The 16,635-nt window shown below is 62.2% G+C and carries 19 protein-coding genes and 1 pseudogene; 10 read left to right on the plus strand and 10 right to left on the minus strand.

What is annotated here, in order from left to right; all coding sequences use genetic code 11:
- The first annotated feature begins 80 nt into the window (after positions 1-80).
- Positions 81-500, plus strand: coding sequence for a 6,7-dimethyl-8-ribityllumazine synthase (ribH, locus tag C7W88_RS14055; protein ID WP_118074004.1), 420 nt, complete (start codon positions 81-83; stop codon positions 498-500).
- Positions 501-504: 4 nt separating this feature from the next.
- Here ribH and C7W88_RS14060 read toward each other — a convergent pair whose 3' ends face one another.
- The 5 genes from C7W88_RS14060 to C7W88_RS14075 are packed head-to-tail and all read right to left on the minus strand — an operon-like array spanning position 505 to position 3,991.
- A complete protein-coding gene (locus C7W88_RS14060) occupies positions 505-1,032 on the minus strand; it encodes a DUF1254 domain-containing protein (RefSeq protein WP_118074005.1) in 528 nt (175 codons plus the stop codon).
- A complete protein-coding gene (locus tag C7W88_RS14065; protein WP_162896067.1) occupies positions 1,029-1,595 on the minus strand; it encodes a DUF1214 domain-containing protein in 567 nt (188 codons plus the stop codon). Before C7W88_RS14065 ends, C7W88_RS14060 begins: the two co-directional genes overlap by 4 nt.
- A 19-nt stretch (positions 1,596-1,614) precedes the next feature.
- Positions 1,615-1,866: a hypothetical protein gene (locus C7W88_RS23780; RefSeq protein ID WP_240344677.1), complete on the minus strand. Its 252-nt coding sequence runs from the start codon at positions 1,864-1,866 to the stop codon at positions 1,615-1,617.
- 59 nt (positions 1,867-1,925) lie between these two features.
- A complete protein-coding gene (locus tag C7W88_RS14070) occupies positions 1,926-2,708 on the minus strand; it encodes a hypothetical protein (protein WP_240344681.1) in 783 nt (260 codons plus the stop codon).
- On the minus strand, positions 2,708-3,991 hold the full coding sequence (locus tag C7W88_RS14075; protein WP_240344682.1) for a phosphotransferase family protein: 1,284 nt from the start codon (positions 3,989-3,991) through the stop codon (positions 2,708-2,710). Before C7W88_RS14075 ends, C7W88_RS14070 begins: the two co-directional genes overlap by 1 nt.
- A 5-nt stretch (positions 3,992-3,996) precedes the next feature.
- Between C7W88_RS14075 and C7W88_RS14080 the strand changes: the two genes are divergently transcribed.
- A complete protein-coding gene (locus tag C7W88_RS14080; RefSeq protein WP_240344683.1) occupies positions 3,997-4,191 on the plus strand; it encodes a hypothetical protein in 195 nt (64 codons plus the stop codon).
- Between the two features lie 301 nt (positions 4,192-4,492).
- The gene (locus C7W88_RS14085; protein ID WP_370073142.1) at positions 4,493-4,951 is read left to right on the plus strand and encodes a MarR family transcriptional regulator; all 459 of its coding nucleotides are present in this window, start codon (positions 4,493-4,495) and stop codon (positions 4,949-4,951) included.
- A 63-nt stretch (positions 4,952-5,014) separates the two neighbouring features.
- Here the strand turns inward: C7W88_RS14085 and eno are convergent, their stop codons facing one another.
- Positions 5,015-6,301 carry a phosphopyruvate hydratase gene (eno, locus tag C7W88_RS14090; protein ID WP_118074009.1) on the minus strand — a complete coding sequence of 429 codons (1,287 nt, stop codon included), beginning with the start codon at positions 6,299-6,301 and terminating at the stop codon, positions 5,015-5,017.
- Positions 6,302-6,523: 222 nt separating this feature from the next.
- On the opposite strand from eno, the gene C7W88_RS14095 reads away from it, so the two are divergent.
- The 5 genes and pseudogenes from C7W88_RS14095 (at position 6,524) to C7W88_RS14115 (ending at position 8,618) form a co-directional block, all read left to right on the plus strand.
- Entirely contained in the window at positions 6,524-7,102 is a 579-nt protein-coding gene (locus C7W88_RS14095) for a hypothetical protein (RefSeq protein ID WP_118074010.1), read from the plus strand.
- 28 nt (positions 7,103-7,130) lie between these two features.
- A complete protein-coding gene (locus tag C7W88_RS14100) occupies positions 7,131-7,511 on the plus strand; it encodes a phage holin family protein (RefSeq protein ID WP_118074011.1) in 381 nt (126 codons plus the stop codon).
- Positions 7,508-7,792 (plus strand): hypothetical protein, encoded by a 285-nt coding sequence (locus C7W88_RS14105; protein WP_118074012.1) that lies wholly within the window; start codon positions 7,508-7,510, stop codon positions 7,790-7,792. Before C7W88_RS14100 ends, C7W88_RS14105 begins: the two co-directional genes overlap by 4 nt.
- Position 7,793: 1 nt before the next feature.
- On the plus strand, positions 7,794-8,306 hold the full coding sequence (locus C7W88_RS14110) for a hypothetical protein (protein WP_118074013.1): 513 nt from the start codon (positions 7,794-7,796) through the stop codon (positions 8,304-8,306).
- Between the two features lie 91 nt (positions 8,307-8,397).
- Positions 8,398-8,618: pseudogene (locus C7W88_RS14115) on the plus strand (DUF4170 domain-containing protein).
- A gap of 64 nt (positions 8,619-8,682) precedes the next feature.
- On the opposite strand, the gene greA reads toward C7W88_RS14115, so the two are convergent.
- The 4 genes from greA to carA all read right to left on the minus strand — a co-directional run bounded on the left by greA (position 8,683) and on the right by carA (position 14,146).
- Positions 8,683-9,159, minus strand: a complete 477-nt coding sequence (gene greA, locus C7W88_RS14120) for a transcription elongation factor GreA (protein ID WP_118074014.1) — start codon at positions 9,157-9,159, stop codon at positions 8,683-8,685.
- 129 nt (positions 9,160-9,288) lie between these two features.
- Entirely contained in the window at positions 9,289-12,612 is a 3,324-nt protein-coding gene (carB, locus tag C7W88_RS14125; protein ID WP_118074015.1) for a carbamoyl-phosphate synthase large subunit, read from the minus strand.
- Entirely contained in the window at positions 12,612-12,974 is a 363-nt protein-coding gene (locus C7W88_RS14130) for a hypothetical protein (protein ID WP_118074016.1), read from the minus strand. The genes carB and C7W88_RS14130 overlap by 1 nt, the downstream gene beginning before the upstream one ends.
- Positions 12,971-14,146 (minus strand): glutamine-hydrolyzing carbamoyl-phosphate synthase small subunit, encoded by a 1,176-nt coding sequence (gene carA / locus C7W88_RS14135; RefSeq protein ID WP_118074017.1) that lies wholly within the window; start codon positions 14,144-14,146, stop codon positions 12,971-12,973. Before carA ends, C7W88_RS14130 begins: the two co-directional genes overlap by 4 nt.
- Positions 14,147-14,306: 160 nt before the next feature.
- Here carA and C7W88_RS14140 point away from each other — a divergent pair, with 160 nt between their 5' ends.
- A complete protein-coding gene (locus tag C7W88_RS14140) occupies positions 14,307-14,762 on the plus strand; it encodes a GatB/YqeY domain-containing protein (RefSeq protein ID WP_118074018.1) in 456 nt (151 codons plus the stop codon).
- 7 nt (positions 14,763-14,769) lie between these two features.
- Positions 14,770-16,632, plus strand: a complete 1,863-nt coding sequence (gene dnaG, locus C7W88_RS14145; protein WP_118074019.1) for a DNA primase — start codon at positions 14,770-14,772, stop codon at positions 16,630-16,632.
- The last annotated feature ends 3 nt before the right edge of the window (positions 16,633-16,635 follow it).

Genomic DNA, 16,635 nt, shown 5'->3' on the forward strand with positions numbered 1-16,635 from the left:
CGGTGGCGTTAGAACGACGCTCGCGTTAAGGCGGGCCCAAGCGCACTGCAGATGTGCAAACACTTAAGGATCCAGTTCCAATGGCCAAGTTTCTGATCGTCGAAGCCCGGTTTTATGACCACCTGAACGACATGCTCATTGAAGGCGCCAAGGCCGCGCTCAAGGCCGCTGGTCACGAGGCGGAAGTCTTGACCGTGCCCGGAGCCCTCGAGATCCCCGGCGCGATCGCCTTGGCCGACGAATCGGGCAATTTCGACGGCTATGTCGCCATCGGTGTGGTCATTCGCGGCGAAACCTATCACTTCGAGATCGTCGCCGGGGAAAGCGCACGCGGCATCATGGCGCTGACAATGGATGGAGTCGCCATCGGTAACGGCATCCTCACTGTCGAAAACGAGGCCCAAGCCATCGTGCGCGCAGATCCTGCGCAGAAGGACAAAGGTGGCGAAGCGGCGAAGGCTGCACTCGCCTTGCTCGCGCTACGTGAGCGCTGGGCCTGACCGATCAGCCAACGGGCGCGCAGCGGTCCCCGCGACGCGCCTTGTCGGCCCAATCGAATTCTGCCTGCGTGGGCGCCAGCCTACGATCGAGAATGATGCCCCGTTCCGTTGGCGTGTAGATGACCGGCAGGTCGCCGGGATGAACAAGCTTGCGCTCCTGCTGAAGGATAAAACGGATACCTTCCGGGCTGCGCAATGAATCCATCACCGCGACGTTGTCGGTATTCGCAGCGAAGACAGACACCGAAACGTAGCCCTTGTCCGGGCTCGGCGGAACATCGACAAGTATGGGGCCAGCAGACAAGTCATAGACACAGCTGGCGTAGGCGAGGTCTGGCGATGGCCGGACGATCTGCCTGGAAGCTGCTGTCGTGCGATCTGCGAAACGGAAAACGTTTACGTCGTCTCCGTCGCCGGAGAGTCTGTTCATGGCGATGTGCATGATGACCTGCGGCGCCAAAAGTATCGTTGCCACATGACCAACGGCGGCTGCGCCGACGAAGGCCAGTGCGTAGCGCAGGCCGCCCCTCACCGGCTGTCTCCGCACGAAATGCGCTCGACCTTGGGAAAGACTATCGAGCCGAAGTCCTGCTGCGCTTGTTGAGAAGGATTGTAGATTCGCAAGGTGAGATCAAAACTGCCCGCGTGCCTGGTTGACAGCCACGGCATGGCCGGATTGGGCGACGGGCCGACTTCGGCCTCCCATATGCCGCGCTTGTCCGGCGTGACTTCCGAGGCGTCGACAGAAAGAGCATCGTCCTGGTTTTGCGGAAGGTAGTCGTCCGAAGCATAAGCAGTGATCGACCACCACTTCCCCGGCAGCGGCCCGCCGACCAGCCGGTAATGGCATTCCTCCCGCAAAGGCTCACCGAGATCATCGACCGTGCGAGTAAAATAGATGGCCTGGCTGCGGTTAAGCGCCAGCAGACCGGTCAACGCGACTCTCGCACGCAGCACGGGCCCCGCCTCGGTCGATCCGGTAACGCGGCTGCCACTCCAGCCCATGTGCTCCTCGCCGCCCATGCCGACGTGCTTTAGCGACACAACAGCCGAAGCAGCACCGACCGCAAGACCGATCGTGGCCACGGCGATCATTCCGAAGATCCTTGCAGGACTACGCACCGGCATCGAAGTATTCGGTGAGGCCCCACGGCTCATACGGCCCGATAACAAGCTGCTCGAACCCGCCTATCCCTGTCTCGCCATCGTTGGTGGTCACGCGGGAGATGATCTGGACGTGAAGATTGTCGAGGGTTCGAGCCATCGGGTCAAGGTCAGCCAGAACAAGGTCCTCCCGCTCGACCGCGAGCGGCCCATGATAAAGGCCATGCCCCCACTTGGGACTGGTGTAGCCAAGTCCCCTCATCTGAAATCTCACGAGCGGCTCAAACGTCAGCGCCAGTGGTCCTTCGGGTCGCTGGATCGTCAGAGTCCCGCCGGCGGGCCACCGCGTGGCGGGCTGCATGGGCGAAACCATAGCGGCAGAGGGGGTTTCGAAGAACGATTCCGTGTCACCGCCGTCAGGCGCGATAACGGCCCGCGTGTTCCACGGCGCGCCATGGCGATCAGCGTTGATATGGAAGAACAGGCTGCGGTTGGGCAGATTAACAGGCGTCCATTGCCAGAAGAAGGACGAGACAACGCCATGCCCATGAGGCTGCGCGTCAGGCGCGCCAACGGGGCGCACCCCCAACTGCGATCACGCGTACCGCAAGTTCCAGCGGCCAGATCAATCCTTTCGCCATCGACCTCAATCCAGCCCGTGTAATGTCCGTTCTGCGTCAGGCGGGTGTAGTCCATGAACGTCCGCGGGCCGATGCGATGGACGAACCGCGGCTCCTCAATCGGAAAGGCACGGCCGGTGAAGGTAAGCTCGGCTGCCAGCCCTTCCCCGCGCACTCGCACCCTGAGAACCTTCAGCGGTTCGACGATTTCAATGCTGACCGGCCCGACCGCAAGATCGAACCGCTCCATGTTCAGTTCGCGCGAGGCATGGAGATTGTACTGCACCCCACCCCGGATGCAGGAGAAGTGCGCATCGGCGACATTCAGGTGCGGATAGATGCCAAGCGCAAGGGCGAAGAAGCCGGAGCCGTCGGGTGCATAGCCGTTGAAAAAATAGCGATCGTAGAAGTTGCGGTCCGTACCAGCGTAGGCAATCGGTTCTGGCGTCTGGTGCAGCGGAAAGTCATCTCCCTTGGTCAACATCAGCAAAGCTCCATCCGGCGCTTCAGCGCCCCCAGACTGTCATGTTCAAGAGCGAGTTCGCAGGCGCCGCGTGCCATCGACAGGAAGTTGGCATCACCGCGTTCCGTGCGCACCACGAATGCGGCACTGAATACGGCAGTCGACACCCCGTGAAGCGCTCCAATGCGGTAGTCATCCCAGACATCTTCCAGATTGAGCGGCACGCCAAGCCGGGACATTTCGGCGCAGTAGATGTCGAGCAGGGCACGCTCATTGGGACGACGCAATTCCGAGCCGATGCCGCAGCCCAGAAAGTATCCGACGTCAGTCAGACCGCATCCTGCCGCCGCCGTCTGCCAATCAACCAAGGCGATCGGCTGCTGGCCGCCGTTTATGCCGAAGAGCATGTTGTCCAGGCGGAAATCTCCGTGAAGGAAGGACCGGCGCGAATGCTTCCGTTCGAACCACAGGTCGAGATCTTCGTTCAACGCCTCGCAAACCGCCATAAGATCAGGCGCGAGGGCATCGGCATAGCGTTCACGAAAGATTGCCTGGGCTTTCGGATAAAGGTCCCGCAGCTTCTGGCTCGCCTGCGGGTCGGGCTGCAACCACGCGGCGTCCAGCACAGGATGGTCCAGCGTCGGCGCATGCAATGCCGCAGCCTGCCGCATGGCCGCTTGCGCTTGCGCCAAAGTGCATCCCGCAAGCTGGTTTCCAGCGCTGCAAGGACCGAGGTCTTCGAAGAGCAGCACGAAATCGCAACCGTTGCCGTCGAGCATGGCAGCATAAACCTGCGGCACCCGCATCTGCGTGAGACATGCGACTTCTCGATAGAACATGACCTCGCGCGAATAGAGCGAGAACAGTGCCGCCGTCTGGCGGCTCGTGGCATCGCTCGACGGAAACTTGGCCGCTACAGTGGCAGGCGCTCCAGATGCTTCGTTTTTGTATCGCAGTGAGAAACGGGCAGTATCACCCACCTGGCCTGTGCCGATTGCCTGCCACTCGATTTCCGCGATCCGAGCGTCACCCAGCACGCCAGCCTGGGCGAGTTGCACCTCAAGCCATGCGGCATCGACCTCGTCCGCGCGCGTCGGAAAATCAGCCATCTCGTTCTCCCGCAGCAAGGCTGACAGAGACCGCATGACTTTGGAAGTGCAATTCAAATGACCGATTAAATCAATGCGAGGGAACGGCCTGCCACTCCCTGCTTTGGCAAACCGACACAAGAAGGACCAGAAAGGACAGAGACGTGGATGGCCCTCTCGAATGGTTTGCAGCCATGGGCACGATTCTCGCAGCAAGTCTCGTGGCCGCTGACCTTGGGCGGCGTTGGACAGGTTGGGGATTCGTCCTGTTCATGGCCGTGGCCATCACGTGGATCATATCAGGCGTGAAGGGCAATTCTGGCTCGCTTGTCATACAGAACGGAGCCCTGTTGATCATCAACGCCTGGGGAGTCTGGCGCTATCTGATCTCACCCGCGCGCAAACGGTCGTCATGAGCCCGATCAACCTGCTCCATTCTGGTTCGACTACGGAGGAATGATCGGCATGTCCCCAGAGGCATGTGATTGAAACGTCCTGATTCTTGCGGACGTCCCCAAGCCGATAAGCGCAAACCCTTAGTGGAGCGCCGAATGGCCGCACCACGCGCGCCTGCCATTTCAGTACGCTAGCAAGACCGATGGCGGACCGGTCCCGTGAAGCGCTTTGGGGGCGCACAACAGGGGTTAAGGGATGGGCAGAGAACAAATGAGGTCGCGGGCAAGACGACTGATTTCAGTCGCCAACGAATTGCTCGCGATGGCGCATGAACTGGAATTGAAAGAGGGTGATCCCCAGTCCGACCGGGAGCCAATCGCGATCCCGAAGGACAGTCATGTGTGGGCAGAAGTGGCTCGAAGCGCCTATCGCGACAGGCGCAGGCGGTCGGATATCTTTGCAGACGCGACGCTGTTCGGTGAACCGGCGTGGGACATCATGCTGGATCTTTTCATCGCAGCAAAAGAACGCAAGCGCCTGCCCGTGACCAGCGCCTGCATCGGCGCTGCCGTGCCTGCCACCACTGCATTGCGCTGGCTCACCGTGCTGGAAGACAAAGGCCTGATCGTCCGTGAAGCCGACTCGACTGATGCTCGCCGGGTGTTCGTAAGACTTTCTAGCGATGGTTACGAAAAGATGGTGGCCTATTTCTCGAATGTCGCTGGCGACATGCAGAGTGACGAGGACATCGTGCAGCGCTCACTGAAAATAGCGCAATAACTCAGGTGTGGGAGGCGCAGCCTGCATATTGAGGCTCCCCCTCCCTCCACGCTAACTCAGCAATCAGGCACCAAGACGTCCGAAGGCAGCCTTTCCAGCATAACGCGCCGAAATGCCCAGTTCCTCTTCAATGCGGATCAACTGGTTGTACTTGGCGAGACGATCCGAGCGGGCGAGCGATCCCGTCTTGATCTGGCCGCAGTTCGTGGCAACCGCGAGATCCGCGATGGTGGCGTCTTCGGTCTCACCCGAACGGTGCGACATCACAGCGGTGTAGCCGTTACGCTGTGCAATCGACACGGCTTCCAGCGTCTCGGTGAGCGAGCCGATCTGGTTGACCTTCACCAGCAGTGAATTTGCCAGCCCCTTGCCGATGCCCATTTCCAGGCGCTTCGGATTGGTCACGAACAGATCGTCGCCAACCAGTTGGACCCGCTTGCCGACCTTGGCGGTGAGTGCGGCCCAACCTTCGAAATCGTCCTCGCTCATACCGTCTTCGATCGAGATGATCGGATAGGCATCGCAAAGCGCAGCGAGATAGTCAGCCATGGCTTCGGGGGAGAGCGAAAGGCCTTCGCCGCTGATTTCGTACTTGCCGTTCTTGAAGAATTCCGTTGCGGCACAGTCGAGTGCGAGCATCATGTCTTCGCCAGGCTTGAAACCTGCCTTCTCTATTGAGGCCATCACCAAGTCGAGCGCATCGCGCGTGCTGGCGAGGTTCGGAGCGAACCCGCCCTCGTCTCCGACTGCCGTGGCGAGGCCCTTTTCATGAAGACCCTTCTTGAGGGTGTGGAACACTTCCGCTCCCCAGCGCACGGCCTCGGCCAGCGACGGTGCGCCGACCGGCATGATCATGAATTCCTGGAAGTCGATCGGATTGTCGGCGTGTTCGCCGCCGTTGATGATATTCATCATGGGCACCGGGAGCACGTGAGCAGCAACACCGCCGACATAGCTGTACAGCGGCAGGCCACGTGCGTCGGCAGCTGCCTTGGCAACGGCAAGGCTGGTGCCGAGGATCGCATTGGCGCCGAGGCGGCCCTTGTTTTCGGTACCGTCCAGCTCGATCATGGCGAGATCGATATCGCGCTGGTCTTCGGCATCCATGCCGAGGATGCATTCCGCAATGTCGGAGTTGACCGCGGTGACCGCCTTGGTGACGCCCTTGCCAAGGTAGCGGGCCTTGTCGCCGTCACGCAGTTCGACCGCTTCGTGCGCGCCGGTCGAAGCGCCCGAGGGAACTGCGGCGCGACCGAAGCTGCCGTCTTCCAGCAGAACGTCTACTTCAACGGTGGGATTGCCACGGCTGTCGAGAATTTCACGCGCATGGATGTCGATGATCGCGGTCATAATCTGCTCCCTGCAGTTCGGCGAGAATTGAGCGCCAAGGTTGGCGCGGCTCCTATCGGCTGGAACCGTGGCAAGCAAGCCGCGTTTGCAGTGCAACATACCTATCCGGGCTGGTCTTGTGCGCCAAGGCTCTTGCTTTCAACCACGAGGGTCTAGCAAGATGCGCAAGACCGCCCATATCGAGGGTCCAGAACCCGCGCGAATTGCCGAAGGGAAACAAACATGGCCGACACAACGATGACCCCCGCCGACGCCCCCAAGAAGCGCGCTTCGAAGGCGGCAGACGATGTCGTCGCCACAGTAACTGAAACCAGCGAGAGCACCTCAGATTCTGCGAAGGGTCGCTTTACCAAGGCGATTGAGGAAGCGAAGGCCGGTGCTGAAGCGCTCAAGGGTGAAGCAATGGAAAAGGGCGCTGCCTACAAGGCCAAGGTAAGCGGTACGACCGCTGACTGGGTCGATGAAGCCAAGGTTTACGCCGGACAGGCAAAGGAAAAAGGCGCTGCTCTTGCCGTTGAAGGCAAGGCCCGCGCGAGCGACGCACTCGGAGTGCTCGGCAAGACCATTTCGGACACTGCGACAACCATCGATGAAAAGCTGGGCGTGCAGTACGGCGACTATGCCCGCAGCGCAGCGCGTTCGATCCAGGAGACCGCGGCAAAGCTTGAGGCCAAGGACCTTGGTGAGCTGGGCGACGATGTGAAGGAATTCGTGCGCAAGAGCCCGGGTGTCGCGATCGGCGTTGCCGCAGTGGCCGGCTTTGCGATCGCGCGCTTGTTGTCGGGCGGATCGGACGACTGACCGCGCAGAACGCGGCGGTAATGGCCCGATGAGCGAGCATAACTCCACCTGGACGCCCGATCCCTCACCGTCTGAGGCGGGGATCGGCGCGGCCATCAAGGCCCTGATTGAAGACGGGCAAACTCTCCTCGAAGCCGAAATCGCTTACAGGAAAGCCCAGGCTACATATGGCTTGGCCGAAGCAAAGGCGATCATCGTCTTTCTGCTTCTCGGATTGGCATTCGGCTTCTTCACGCTGCTGGCAATCGTCGTCGGGCTGCTGCTTGCCCTTGCCCACTACGTCGGCGTGTGGGGAGCACTCGCCATCGTCGGCGGGGCGCTGGCGCTTTTGGCCATCGTGTGTCTGGCGCGAGCGAGCAAGCGCATCCGCGCTGCCAAGGCGGCGCTCAGCGCGGGAGGGAAGCAATGACTGCTCCTCTCGAGCTGACTGCCGCAAGGGCGCTTCGTGATGAAGCGTTGATTGTGGTCAAGGGCGACTTGGAAATTGCCAAGCTGGAGCTTTCTCCAGGGCGCGTGAAGGAACGCGCGGTGGAGGAAGCCGTTGAAATGCTCGACAGCGCTCGTGCAGTTGCCGACGAGAACAAGGTGGTCATCGGCGTAACCGTCGCTGCACTCTTTGGATGGTTCTTCCGCGAGCCACTCCAGCAACTGGCCGAGCGCGTGATCGACAAAGTCCGATCCGGAGATTGAGATGAGCGAAGAACTGCAAGTGAACGGCGCAGAGACCCTGCGTGAAAAGGTTGACGCGGCCAAGTCCCGTCTGGCGGAACGCACTGCCAGTTCCAAATCGGTCCAGACCGTCAAGGGGCTAATTGAAGAACACCCGGTGGCTTCCGTCGCGGCGGGCATTCTTCTTGGCGCGCTCGTTGCCAAGGCGCTGCCCTCTGTGGGCCGGAGCAGAAACAAGACCAAAGGTGCGGCCGAGGATGCGACCAGTTCGCTGCGCAAGAGTGCCTCAGGGCTGGCGGCAGTCGCCGGCAAGCTGGCCATAGACTATGCGACCCGCGCGCGGGAAGCTGGTCGTGACGGGCTGCACAAGGTCGAGGAACTCGGTGGCACGGTTGGCGAGAGAATTGCCGACGGCAGTGACGAGGCCCGCCGCAAGGCTGTCGACCTGTCCGAGATCGTTCGCTCTGCCGCCATCGAGGCCAGCGAAGCGGCCTTGCGCAAGGTGAACGAGCTCACTTCGCGCATCAAGCCTTAAAAAGGGCTCGGGCGAGCCGTTCGCATGACTTGCGCGCGGCTCGTCTTTTTGTCAGTGGCGCACATGAATCCTCCCCAAAGGAAAGTCGCCAATGCAAAAGCTGCACCTCGTGATGGGCGGGCGGGTCAAAGACCCCAAGGCCTCGAATTCCAAGACCTCAAGGCTGTCGACGTTGTCGGTGTGTTCCCAGACTATGCCAGCGCTGAAGAAGCCTGGCGCGGGGCTGCCCAGAAGACGGTGGACGATGCCGAGATGCGCTACGTGATCGTGCATCTTCATCGCCTGCTCGAACCGGCGCTGCCGAAGGACTGAGCAAGCTAACAAAAAAGGCCCCGGATCGCTCCGGGGCCTTTTTTCGTTTTTCGCAATCAATCCCTCAGATGAATTCGATCTTCTGGACGAGATAGAACTTGTCGCCCGAGGGCACGGTCACCTCGATTTCCTCATCAACCTTGCGACCGATCAGAGCCTTGCCCAGCGGCGAGTTATAGCTGATCATGCCCTTCTTCGCGTCCGCCTCATAAGGGCCGACGATCTGGTACTTCACCGGCTTCTCGTCGTCGTCGAGCAGCGTGACCGTGGCGCCGAAGATGATCTTGTCGCCCGAAAGGGTCGTCGGGTCGATGATTTGCGCGCGACTGACGCGATCCTCGAGATCGGCGATCGTCGCTTCGACCTGGCCCTGACGCTCCTTGGCCGCATGATATTCCGCGTTTTCCGAAAGGTCGCCATGGGCGCGCGCTTCCTCGATCGCGTCGACGATCTTGGGCCGCTCCTCGCGCAGCGCTTTCAGCTCGGCAGTCAGCTTTTCGTAGCCTTCCGCAAGCATCGGCAGCTTTTCCACACTCGCCATTCGCAAACTCACTTTCCTGTCACACCCCGGTTGCCGTTACGGCACCCGAGGGAAAACCTGCCCCCGCCGACCGGCGCCGAATGCGCCGAGCCGGACCAGTCTCATGACAATGCCGGGGACTAATAAGGTTCAAGCATAATAGTCCTGCAACGAACGCACTTCAAGTTCGGCAGAGCGGAGCGCCTCGATCGCCTCCACCGCCGCGACAGAAGCCGCCGCCGTAGTGAAGTACGGAACACGCGAATTGAGCGCCGAAGCACGGATCGACTGCGAGTCCTTGTGGCTCTGCCAGCCTTCGGTGGTGTTGAAGATCAGCGCGATGTCGCCATCGATGATCCGGTCAACGATGTGCGGACGGCCCTCGGCCACCTTGTTCACGCGTTCGACGATCACACCGGCATCCTGCAGATAGCGCGCCGTGCCACCGGTCGCGACGATTTTGAACCCGAGGCTGATAGCCTTGCGCACGGCAGGCAGAATCACAGGCTTATCGCTGTCCTTGACCGAGACGAAGATTGTCCCACCCTGCGGCAGCTTGGTGCCAGCACCAAGCTGCGACTTGGCGAAGGCGACCGCGAAGGTCTTGTCGACGCCCATGACCTCGCCGGTCGACTTCATTTCCGGCGAAAGCACCGGATCGATGCCGGGGAAGCGTGCGAACGGGAACACGGCTTCCTTGACCGCCATGTAATCGATCTCGCGCTTGATTGCGGGCAAGTTGGCAAGCTTCTCACCAGCCATCACCCGCGCGGCAAGCTTGGCGATCGGCGTGCCCACCGCCTTGGCAACGAACGGCACGGTTCGGCTGGCGCGTGGGTTGACCTCGATCAGGTAGACCTCACCGTCCTTGATCGCGAACTGTATGTTCATCAGTCCGCGCACGCTGAGACCGCGGGCAAGCAGGACTGCCTGGCGCTCCATCTCTGCGATGATCTCGGCAGGCAGGCTGTACGGCGGCAGGGTGCAGGCGCTGTCGCCCGAGTGGATCCCGGCTTCCTCGATGTGCTGCATCACGCCCGCTACGGTGACATCGTCACCATCGGCCAAGGCATCGACGTCGCACTCGATGGCATCGCGCAGGTACTGGTCAATCAGCACCGGGCTGTCGCCCGAGACCTGCACCGCGGTGGCGATGTAGTCGTCAAGCTGCGCCTGGCTGTCGACGATTTCCATGGCACGCCCGCCAAGCACGTAGCTCGGGCGGATCAGCACCGGATAGCCGATGCGGCTGGCCACGGCGACGGCCTCATCACGGCTGCGGGCGATTCCGTTCTGCGGCTGCTTGAGGCCAAGCTTGGCGACCAGTGCGGCAAAACGCTCACGGTCTTCGGCAAGGTCGATCGAATCCGGCGACGTACCGAGGATCGGGATGCCCGCATCCTGCAGCGCCTGCGCCAGCTTCAGCGGGGTCTGCCCGCCGAACTGCACGATCACGCCGACGAGTTCACCCTTCGACTGCTCTACCGCGAGGATCTCCAGCACGTCTTCGGCCGTCAGCGGTTCGAAGTAGAGACGATCCGAGGTGTCGTAGTCGGTCGAGACAGTTTCCGGGTTGCAGTTGACCATGATGGTCTCGAACCCGGCATCGCCCAGCGCGAAACAGGCGTGGCAGCAGCAGTAGTCGAACTCGATGCCCTGCCCGATGCGGTTCGGACCGCCGCCGAGGATGACGATCTTGCGGGCATCAGTCGGCGCGGCCTCGTTCTCCGGCTCACCGAACAACGCACCTTCGTAGGTCGAGTACATGTAGGGCGTGACCGCCTCGAACTCTGCGGCGCAGCTGTCGATACGCTTGAAAACGGGACGCACGCCGAGCTTGTGGCGCAGCGCGCGCACTTCGGCTTCGCTGGTGGCACCGGCCATGGCGCGCAGGGCGTCATGCAGCAGGCCCGAGCGCTTGGCCTGGGTCTCGCCCAGACCGCCCGCAACGCCGATGCCGCGCACGGCCAGAGTGGCGAGGCGCTTGTCGGAGAAGCCCATCGCCTTCAGGCGGCGCAGGCCAGCCGCATCGTTGGGCAGGCCATCGCGCTGCACGGCGTCCTCGGCCTCGACGATCTCGTGGATATGGCGCAGGAACCACGGCTCGTACTTGGTGACGGCGTGGACTTCGTCGACCGAGAGGCCCTCGCGGAAGGCCTGTGCGATCACCAGCAGGCGATCGGGCGTGGCGCGGGCGAGCGCGGCGGTGATCTCGTCACGGCTCGCACCTTCAAGCCCGACGACGCGGTTGAAGCCATCGAGGCCGGTTTCCAGCCCGCGCAGGGCCTTCTGCATCGATTCCTTGATATTGCGGCCAATCGCCATGACTTCGCCGACCGACTTCATCGCGGTGCCAAGCAGCGGCTCTGCGCCCTTGAACTTCTCGAAGGCGAAGCGCGGAATCTTGGTGACGACGTAGTCGATGGTCGGCTCGAACGCCGCCGGGGTGGCCCCGGTGATGTCGTTCATGATCTCGTCGAGCGTGTAGCCCACGGCGAGCTTGGCCGCGACCTTGGCGATCGGGAAGCCGGTCGCCTTCGATGCCAGAGCGGAGGAACGCGACACGCGCGGGTTCATCTCGATGACGATCAGGCGGCCGTCCTTGGGGTTCACCGCAAACTGCACGTTTGAACCGCCGGTTTCCACGCCGATCTCGCGGAGCACCGCGATCGATGCATTGCGCATGATCTGGTATTCCTTGTCGGTCAGTGTCAGCGCCGGGGCGACGGTGATGGAATCGCCGGTGTGGACGCCCATCGGATCGACGTTCTCGATCGAGCAGATGATGATGCAGTTGTCCTTTTTATCGCGGACAACCTCCATCTCGTATTCCTTCCAGCCGAGGAGCGATTCCTCGATCAGGACTTCGGTCGTGGGGGAAGCTTCGAGGCCGCCCTTCACGATCTTGACGAACTCTTCCTTGTTGTAGGCAATGCCGCCGCCGGTGCCGCCCATGGTGAAGCTGGGGCGGATGATCGAAGGCAGGCCGGTGCGCTCGAGGATCGCAAGCGCCTCGTCGATGGTGTGCGCCACGCCCGAGCGCGCGGATTCGAGGCCGATCTTGTCCATCGCCTCGCGAAAGCGCTGGCGGTCTTCGGCCTTGTCGATCGCATCGGCATTGGCGCCGATCATCTGCACGCCAAACTTCTCCAGCGTGCCGTCGTTGAACAGCGCCAGCGCAGTGTTGAGCGCAGTCTGCCCGCCCATTGTGGGGAGCAGCGCATCGGGGCGCTCCTTCTCGATGATCTTGGCGACGACTTCGGGCGTGATCGGCTCGACATAGGTCGCGTGCGCCATGTCCGGATCGGTCATGATCGTCGCGGGGTTCGAGTTGACCAAGATGATGCGATAGCCCTCTTCCTTGAGCGCCTTCACCGCCTGCGTGCCCGAATAATCGAACTCGCAAGCCTGGCCGATGATGATCGGCCCGGCGCCGATGATCAGGATCGAGGAGATGTCAGTGCGTTTGGGCATTACTTTACCGCCGATTCAGGAGCGAGGATGCTTTCGAGCTCGAATTTCCCAAGCTTTCCGTCAGAGACTTTCTGTCGGACTAGCTCAGCGGAAATCGGCCCAACACCCTCAGTAAAAAGGATCAAAAGTTCAGTTCGCCCATCCGAAGTCTTCGGTCGAGCTGTCTTCACCCCGACAGAGGCAAGTGGAGCGAGATCTTTTTCGAGGGCTGCAACGTCATCAGCATCGCCAAAGACGGCATATCCTAAGAGGCGCGATGCCTCGCCAGCAGCCAAGCGAACCGGAACGCCCGGCTTCGCAACTCCCACAGTCGGGACAGTTGCCGCAAGTACCAGTGCTCCAAGGATGAAACGGACCTTCACCCCAACATCCCCACGAACTTCTCGAACAGGTAGAAGCTGTCCTGTGGTCCCGGCGATGCTTCAGGGTGATACTGCACCCCAAACGCGCGCTTGCCCTTGACCGCGATGCCGCAGTTCGAGCCGTCGAACAGCGAGACGTGCGTTTCGATCACGTTGTCGCCCAGCGCGCCCGGTGCGTTGTCGACCGCAAAGCCGTGGTTCATCGAGGTGATCTCGACCACACCGTCTTCCATACGCTTGACCGGGTGGTTCGCGCCGCGATGCCCTTGGTGCATCTTGGTGGTGCGGGCGCCGGCGGCCAGCGCCAGCATCTGGTGGCCGAGGCAGATGCCGAAGACCGGCATGTCCATTTCGAGCAGCTTCTGGATCACCGGCACGGCATAGGCGCCGGTCGCCGCCGGATCGCCCGGACCGTTCGACAGGAACACGCCATCGGGCTTGAGGGTGAGGATCGTCTCCACCGAGGTCTCGGCCGGAACCACCGTCACCGCAGCGCCTGCGGCCACGAGGTTGCGGAAGATGTTGTCCTTCGCGCCGAAGTCCATGGCGACGACGTGCGGGCGCTTGTCATGCAGTGAGCGGCCGAAACCCTTGCCCAGATGCCAGATCGAGCCTTCCCAGGTCTCCTGACCGTCACGCGTGACGACGCGGGCGAGGTCCATGCCTTCGAGGCCGGGCCAGTTGCGCGCGCGCTCGACCAGAGCGGGAATGTCGAACTCGCCCTTGGGATCGTGCGCGATCACCGCGTTGGGCGCCCCGCTCATGCGGATGCGGCGGGTCAGCGCGCGGGTATCGAGGCCCGAGATGCCGATCTTGCCCTGCTTTTCCATCCACTGCTGGAAGGTGCCGGCGCTGCGGAAGTTGGCGGGCGCGGTCACATCCTCGCGCACAACGCAACCGACGGCTCCCGGCGTGTCATGGCTTTCCATGTCTTCCGGGTTGGTGCCGACATTGCCGATATGCGGGAACGTGAAGGTGACGATCTGCGCGGCATAGGACGGGTCCGTCATCACTTCCTGATAGCCGGTCATCGCGGTGTTGAAGCACACCTCGCCGACGGCTGCGCCGGCAGCGCCGAAACCACGTCCCCAGGCAACAGACCCATCGGCAAGTACGAGGACTCCCGTCGCGCCATCAGGTTGAGGCGCGTGCGAAAGTGCGGGGTCGGCCATGATATGGGGCGCTCCGTTGGCAGGGGTTCTGGCGATGTTGCTAAGGGGCGGCTGCTAGACCCGACTCGACGCAGCGTCAACCTAGCGATTCCCGAAAGTTTGGCCTAGATAGGAGGTTTCCCGCCATGACGGCGGAGAACTCCACGGGAAATACGATTACATGATCCGCGATTCCATCAAGGCCGCGCAGGTTTCGGCCATGAAAGCGGGCGACAAGCCCCGCCTCGCCGCCGTCCGCCTGATCCTTGCCAAGCTGAAGGACAAGGACATCGAACTGCGCACGGCCTCGGCAATGCCTGAAGATGACGTGTTGGTGACGGACGTGCTGCAGAAAATGGCCAAGCAGCGCCGCGAATCGATCACGCTCTACGAACAGGGCGGCCGCCAGGAACTTGCAGATGTCGAAAAGGCAGAGCTTGCGGTGATCGAGGAATTCCTGCCGCAGCAGATGAGCGAGGACGACACCAAGGCTGCGATCGCCGCAATCATCGTCGAGACGGGCGCTGCCGGCATGAAGGATATGGGCAAGGTCGTGGCCGCACTGAAGGCCAAGCACGGCACCCAGCTCGATATGGGCAAGGCGAGCGGGCTGGTGAAGGCAGCGCTTTCGGCCTGACCCAGCCATGAGCCTCACCCCGCAATGGCTGGACGAACTCCGCTCCCGCATCTCGCTTTCGGGCGTGATCGGGCGGAGCGTTCGCGTGACCAAGGCGGGGCGAGAGTTCAAGGCGTGCTGCCCGTTCCACAACGAGAAGACGCCCAGCTTCACGATCAACGACGATAAGGGCTTCTACCACTGCTTCGGCTGTGGCGCGCATGGCGACGTGATCCGCTGGATGACCGACCATCAGGGCCTGCCGTTCATGGATGCGGTGAAGGAGCTGGCGCTGCAGGCGGGCATGGAAGTCCCTGCCCCCGATCCGCGCGCCGCCAAGAAAGCCGAGCAGCAGAAGTCGCTGCACGACGTGATGCAGGCGGCGCAAGACTTCTTCGTGCGCTGCCTTGCGGAGGATCGCGGCAGCGAGGCCCGGCGCTATCTCGCCTCGCGCGGGTTTCCTGCGCAGATAGTGCGCGATTTCGGCTTTGGGTTTGCACCAGACAGCCGCACAGCGCTCAAGGAAGCGCTCTCGGCGTTTCCGGACGAAATGTTGATCGAAGCCGGCCTGCGTATCGTGGTCGAGGGTAAGGAACCCTACGATCGCTTTCGCGGACGCCTCATGCTGCCAATTCTCGATCCGCGCGGACGCGTGATCGCCTTTGGCGGCCGCATCCTGACAGCCGAAAAGACTGACGCGCCGAAGTATCTTAACTCGCCGGATACCCCGCTCTTCGACAAGGGCCGCACCGTCTACAACCTGCACCGTGCCGGCCCTGCCTCACGCCAGAACGGGCGCGTCGTGGTGGTCGAAGGCTACATGGACGTCGTCGCCCTGGCAGCGGCAGGCATCGGCGAGGCCGTCGCCCCGCTCGGCACCGCGCTTACCGAGCATCAGATCGAGCGTCTGTGGCGCCTCGTCGAAACGCCCACTCTGTGTTTCGACGGGGACAGCGCCGGGCAGCGTGCGGCTATGCGCGCCATCACCCGCGCCCTGCCCCTGCTGCGCCCCGGCCATTCCTTGCGCATTGTCACCCTGCCAGCCGGCATGGACCCGGACGATGTCGTCAAGAAGCAAGGCCCCGCAGCGATGGAACAGCTTCTCGCCGAAGCGCGCAGTCTGGTCGATGCCCTGTGGGAAGCCGAACGCAACTCTGCGCCCCTCACCACTCCCGAAGACAAGGCAGGCCTCAAGGCACGGCTGCTCGCGCATTGCGAGACGATCCAGCACCCCGACATCAAGTCGCTCTACCGCCGCGAGCTGACCGAACGATTTGGCGAACTGGCATTTGCCCGGAAAGAGCGAGCGCCGTTCCAGTCGCGGCAAGGCACCGGCCCACGCGGCAAGGGCCAGCCGTGGAAGCCTGCGCCCGCCCCCCTTGCGGAACAGGACAAGGCGCGGATGCTGCGGATCGGAACCGGCCCCAGCAGCAGCCTGCTCGCTGCGGTACTGGACGGCCTGATCTGCCACCCCCAGCACATTTCGCGCCACGCGGACGCGCTCGCGCGGCTTCAGCCAGACAATCCAGATACTTGCGCCCTTATTGATGCCCTGCTCGTCTTGTCCGATGCGGGGCAACCGCTTGAAAGCAAGACCCTGCGCACCATATTGCTGGAACGAGGGCTTCGGCCCCCGTCAGCGCAGGACTATGCCGGAATGCGATTCGGCTTTTTGGTCAGTGGTGGTGATTCGGCGGGAGACGAACTGGCCGAGGCAATTGCCATTCTGGTCGAGTGGCCGGCGGTTGAAGAGGCGCTTGCAGAGGCAAACAAGCGCGTCGAAACCGAACTTTCGGAAGAAAACTTCGCTGAACAGCAAAGATTGATCGCGCGGAGTATGGCGTTGCGTGCCCGTTTGGGGCAAATGGGCCGTGCTCGTGCTGCGTTATAATTA

Origin of the sequence: Novosphingobium sp. THN1, assembly GCF_003454795.1 — a bacterium.
Lineage (GTDB): Bacteria > Pseudomonadota > Alphaproteobacteria > Sphingomonadales > Sphingomonadaceae > Novosphingobium.

Coding starts and splice junctions, on each gene's coding strand:
- ribH (WP_118074004.1), top strand. CDS start 81: ATGGCCAAGTTTCTGATCGTCGAAGCCCGGTTTTATGACCACCTGAAC.
- C7W88_RS14065 (WP_162896067.1), bottom strand. CDS start 1,595: ATGATCGCCGTGGCCACGATCGGTCTTGCGGTCGGTGCTGCTTCGGCT.
- C7W88_RS23780 (WP_240344677.1), bottom strand. CDS start 1,866: ATGAGGGGACTTGGCTACACCAGTCCCAAGTGGGGGCATGGCCTTTAT.
- C7W88_RS14070 (WP_240344681.1), bottom strand. CDS start 2,708: ATGTTGACCAAGGGAGATGACTTTCCGCTGCACCAGACGCCAGAACCG.
- C7W88_RS14085 (WP_370073142.1), top strand. CDS start 4,493: ATGGCGCATGAACTGGAATTGAAAGAGGGTGATCCCCAGTCCGACCGG.
- eno (WP_118074009.1), bottom strand. CDS start 6,301: ATGACCGCGATCATCGACATCCATGCGCGTGAAATTCTCGACAGCCGT.
- C7W88_RS14095 (WP_118074010.1), top strand. CDS start 6,524: ATGGCCGACACAACGATGACCCCCGCCGACGCCCCCAAGAAGCGCGCT.
- C7W88_RS14100 (WP_118074011.1), top strand. CDS start 7,131: ATGAGCGAGCATAACTCCACCTGGACGCCCGATCCCTCACCGTCTGAG.
- C7W88_RS14105 (WP_118074012.1), top strand. CDS start 7,508: ATGACTGCTCCTCTCGAGCTGACTGCCGCAAGGGCGCTTCGTGATGAA.
- C7W88_RS14110 (WP_118074013.1), top strand. CDS start 7,794: ATGAGCGAAGAACTGCAAGTGAACGGCGCAGAGACCCTGCGTGAAAAG.
- greA (WP_118074014.1), bottom strand. CDS start 9,159: ATGGCGAGTGTGGAAAAGCTGCCGATGCTTGCGGAAGGCTACGAAAAG.
- carB (WP_118074015.1), bottom strand. CDS start 12,612: ATGCCCAAACGCACTGACATCTCCTCGATCCTGATCATCGGCGCCGGG.
- carA (WP_118074017.1), bottom strand. CDS start 14,146: ATGGCCGACCCCGCACTTTCGCACGCGCCTCAACCTGATGGCGCGACG.
- C7W88_RS14140 (WP_118074018.1), top strand. CDS start 14,307: ATGATCCGCGATTCCATCAAGGCCGCGCAGGTTTCGGCCATGAAAGCG.
- dnaG (WP_118074019.1), top strand. CDS start 14,770: ATGAGCCTCACCCCGCAATGGCTGGACGAACTCCGCTCCCGCATCTCG.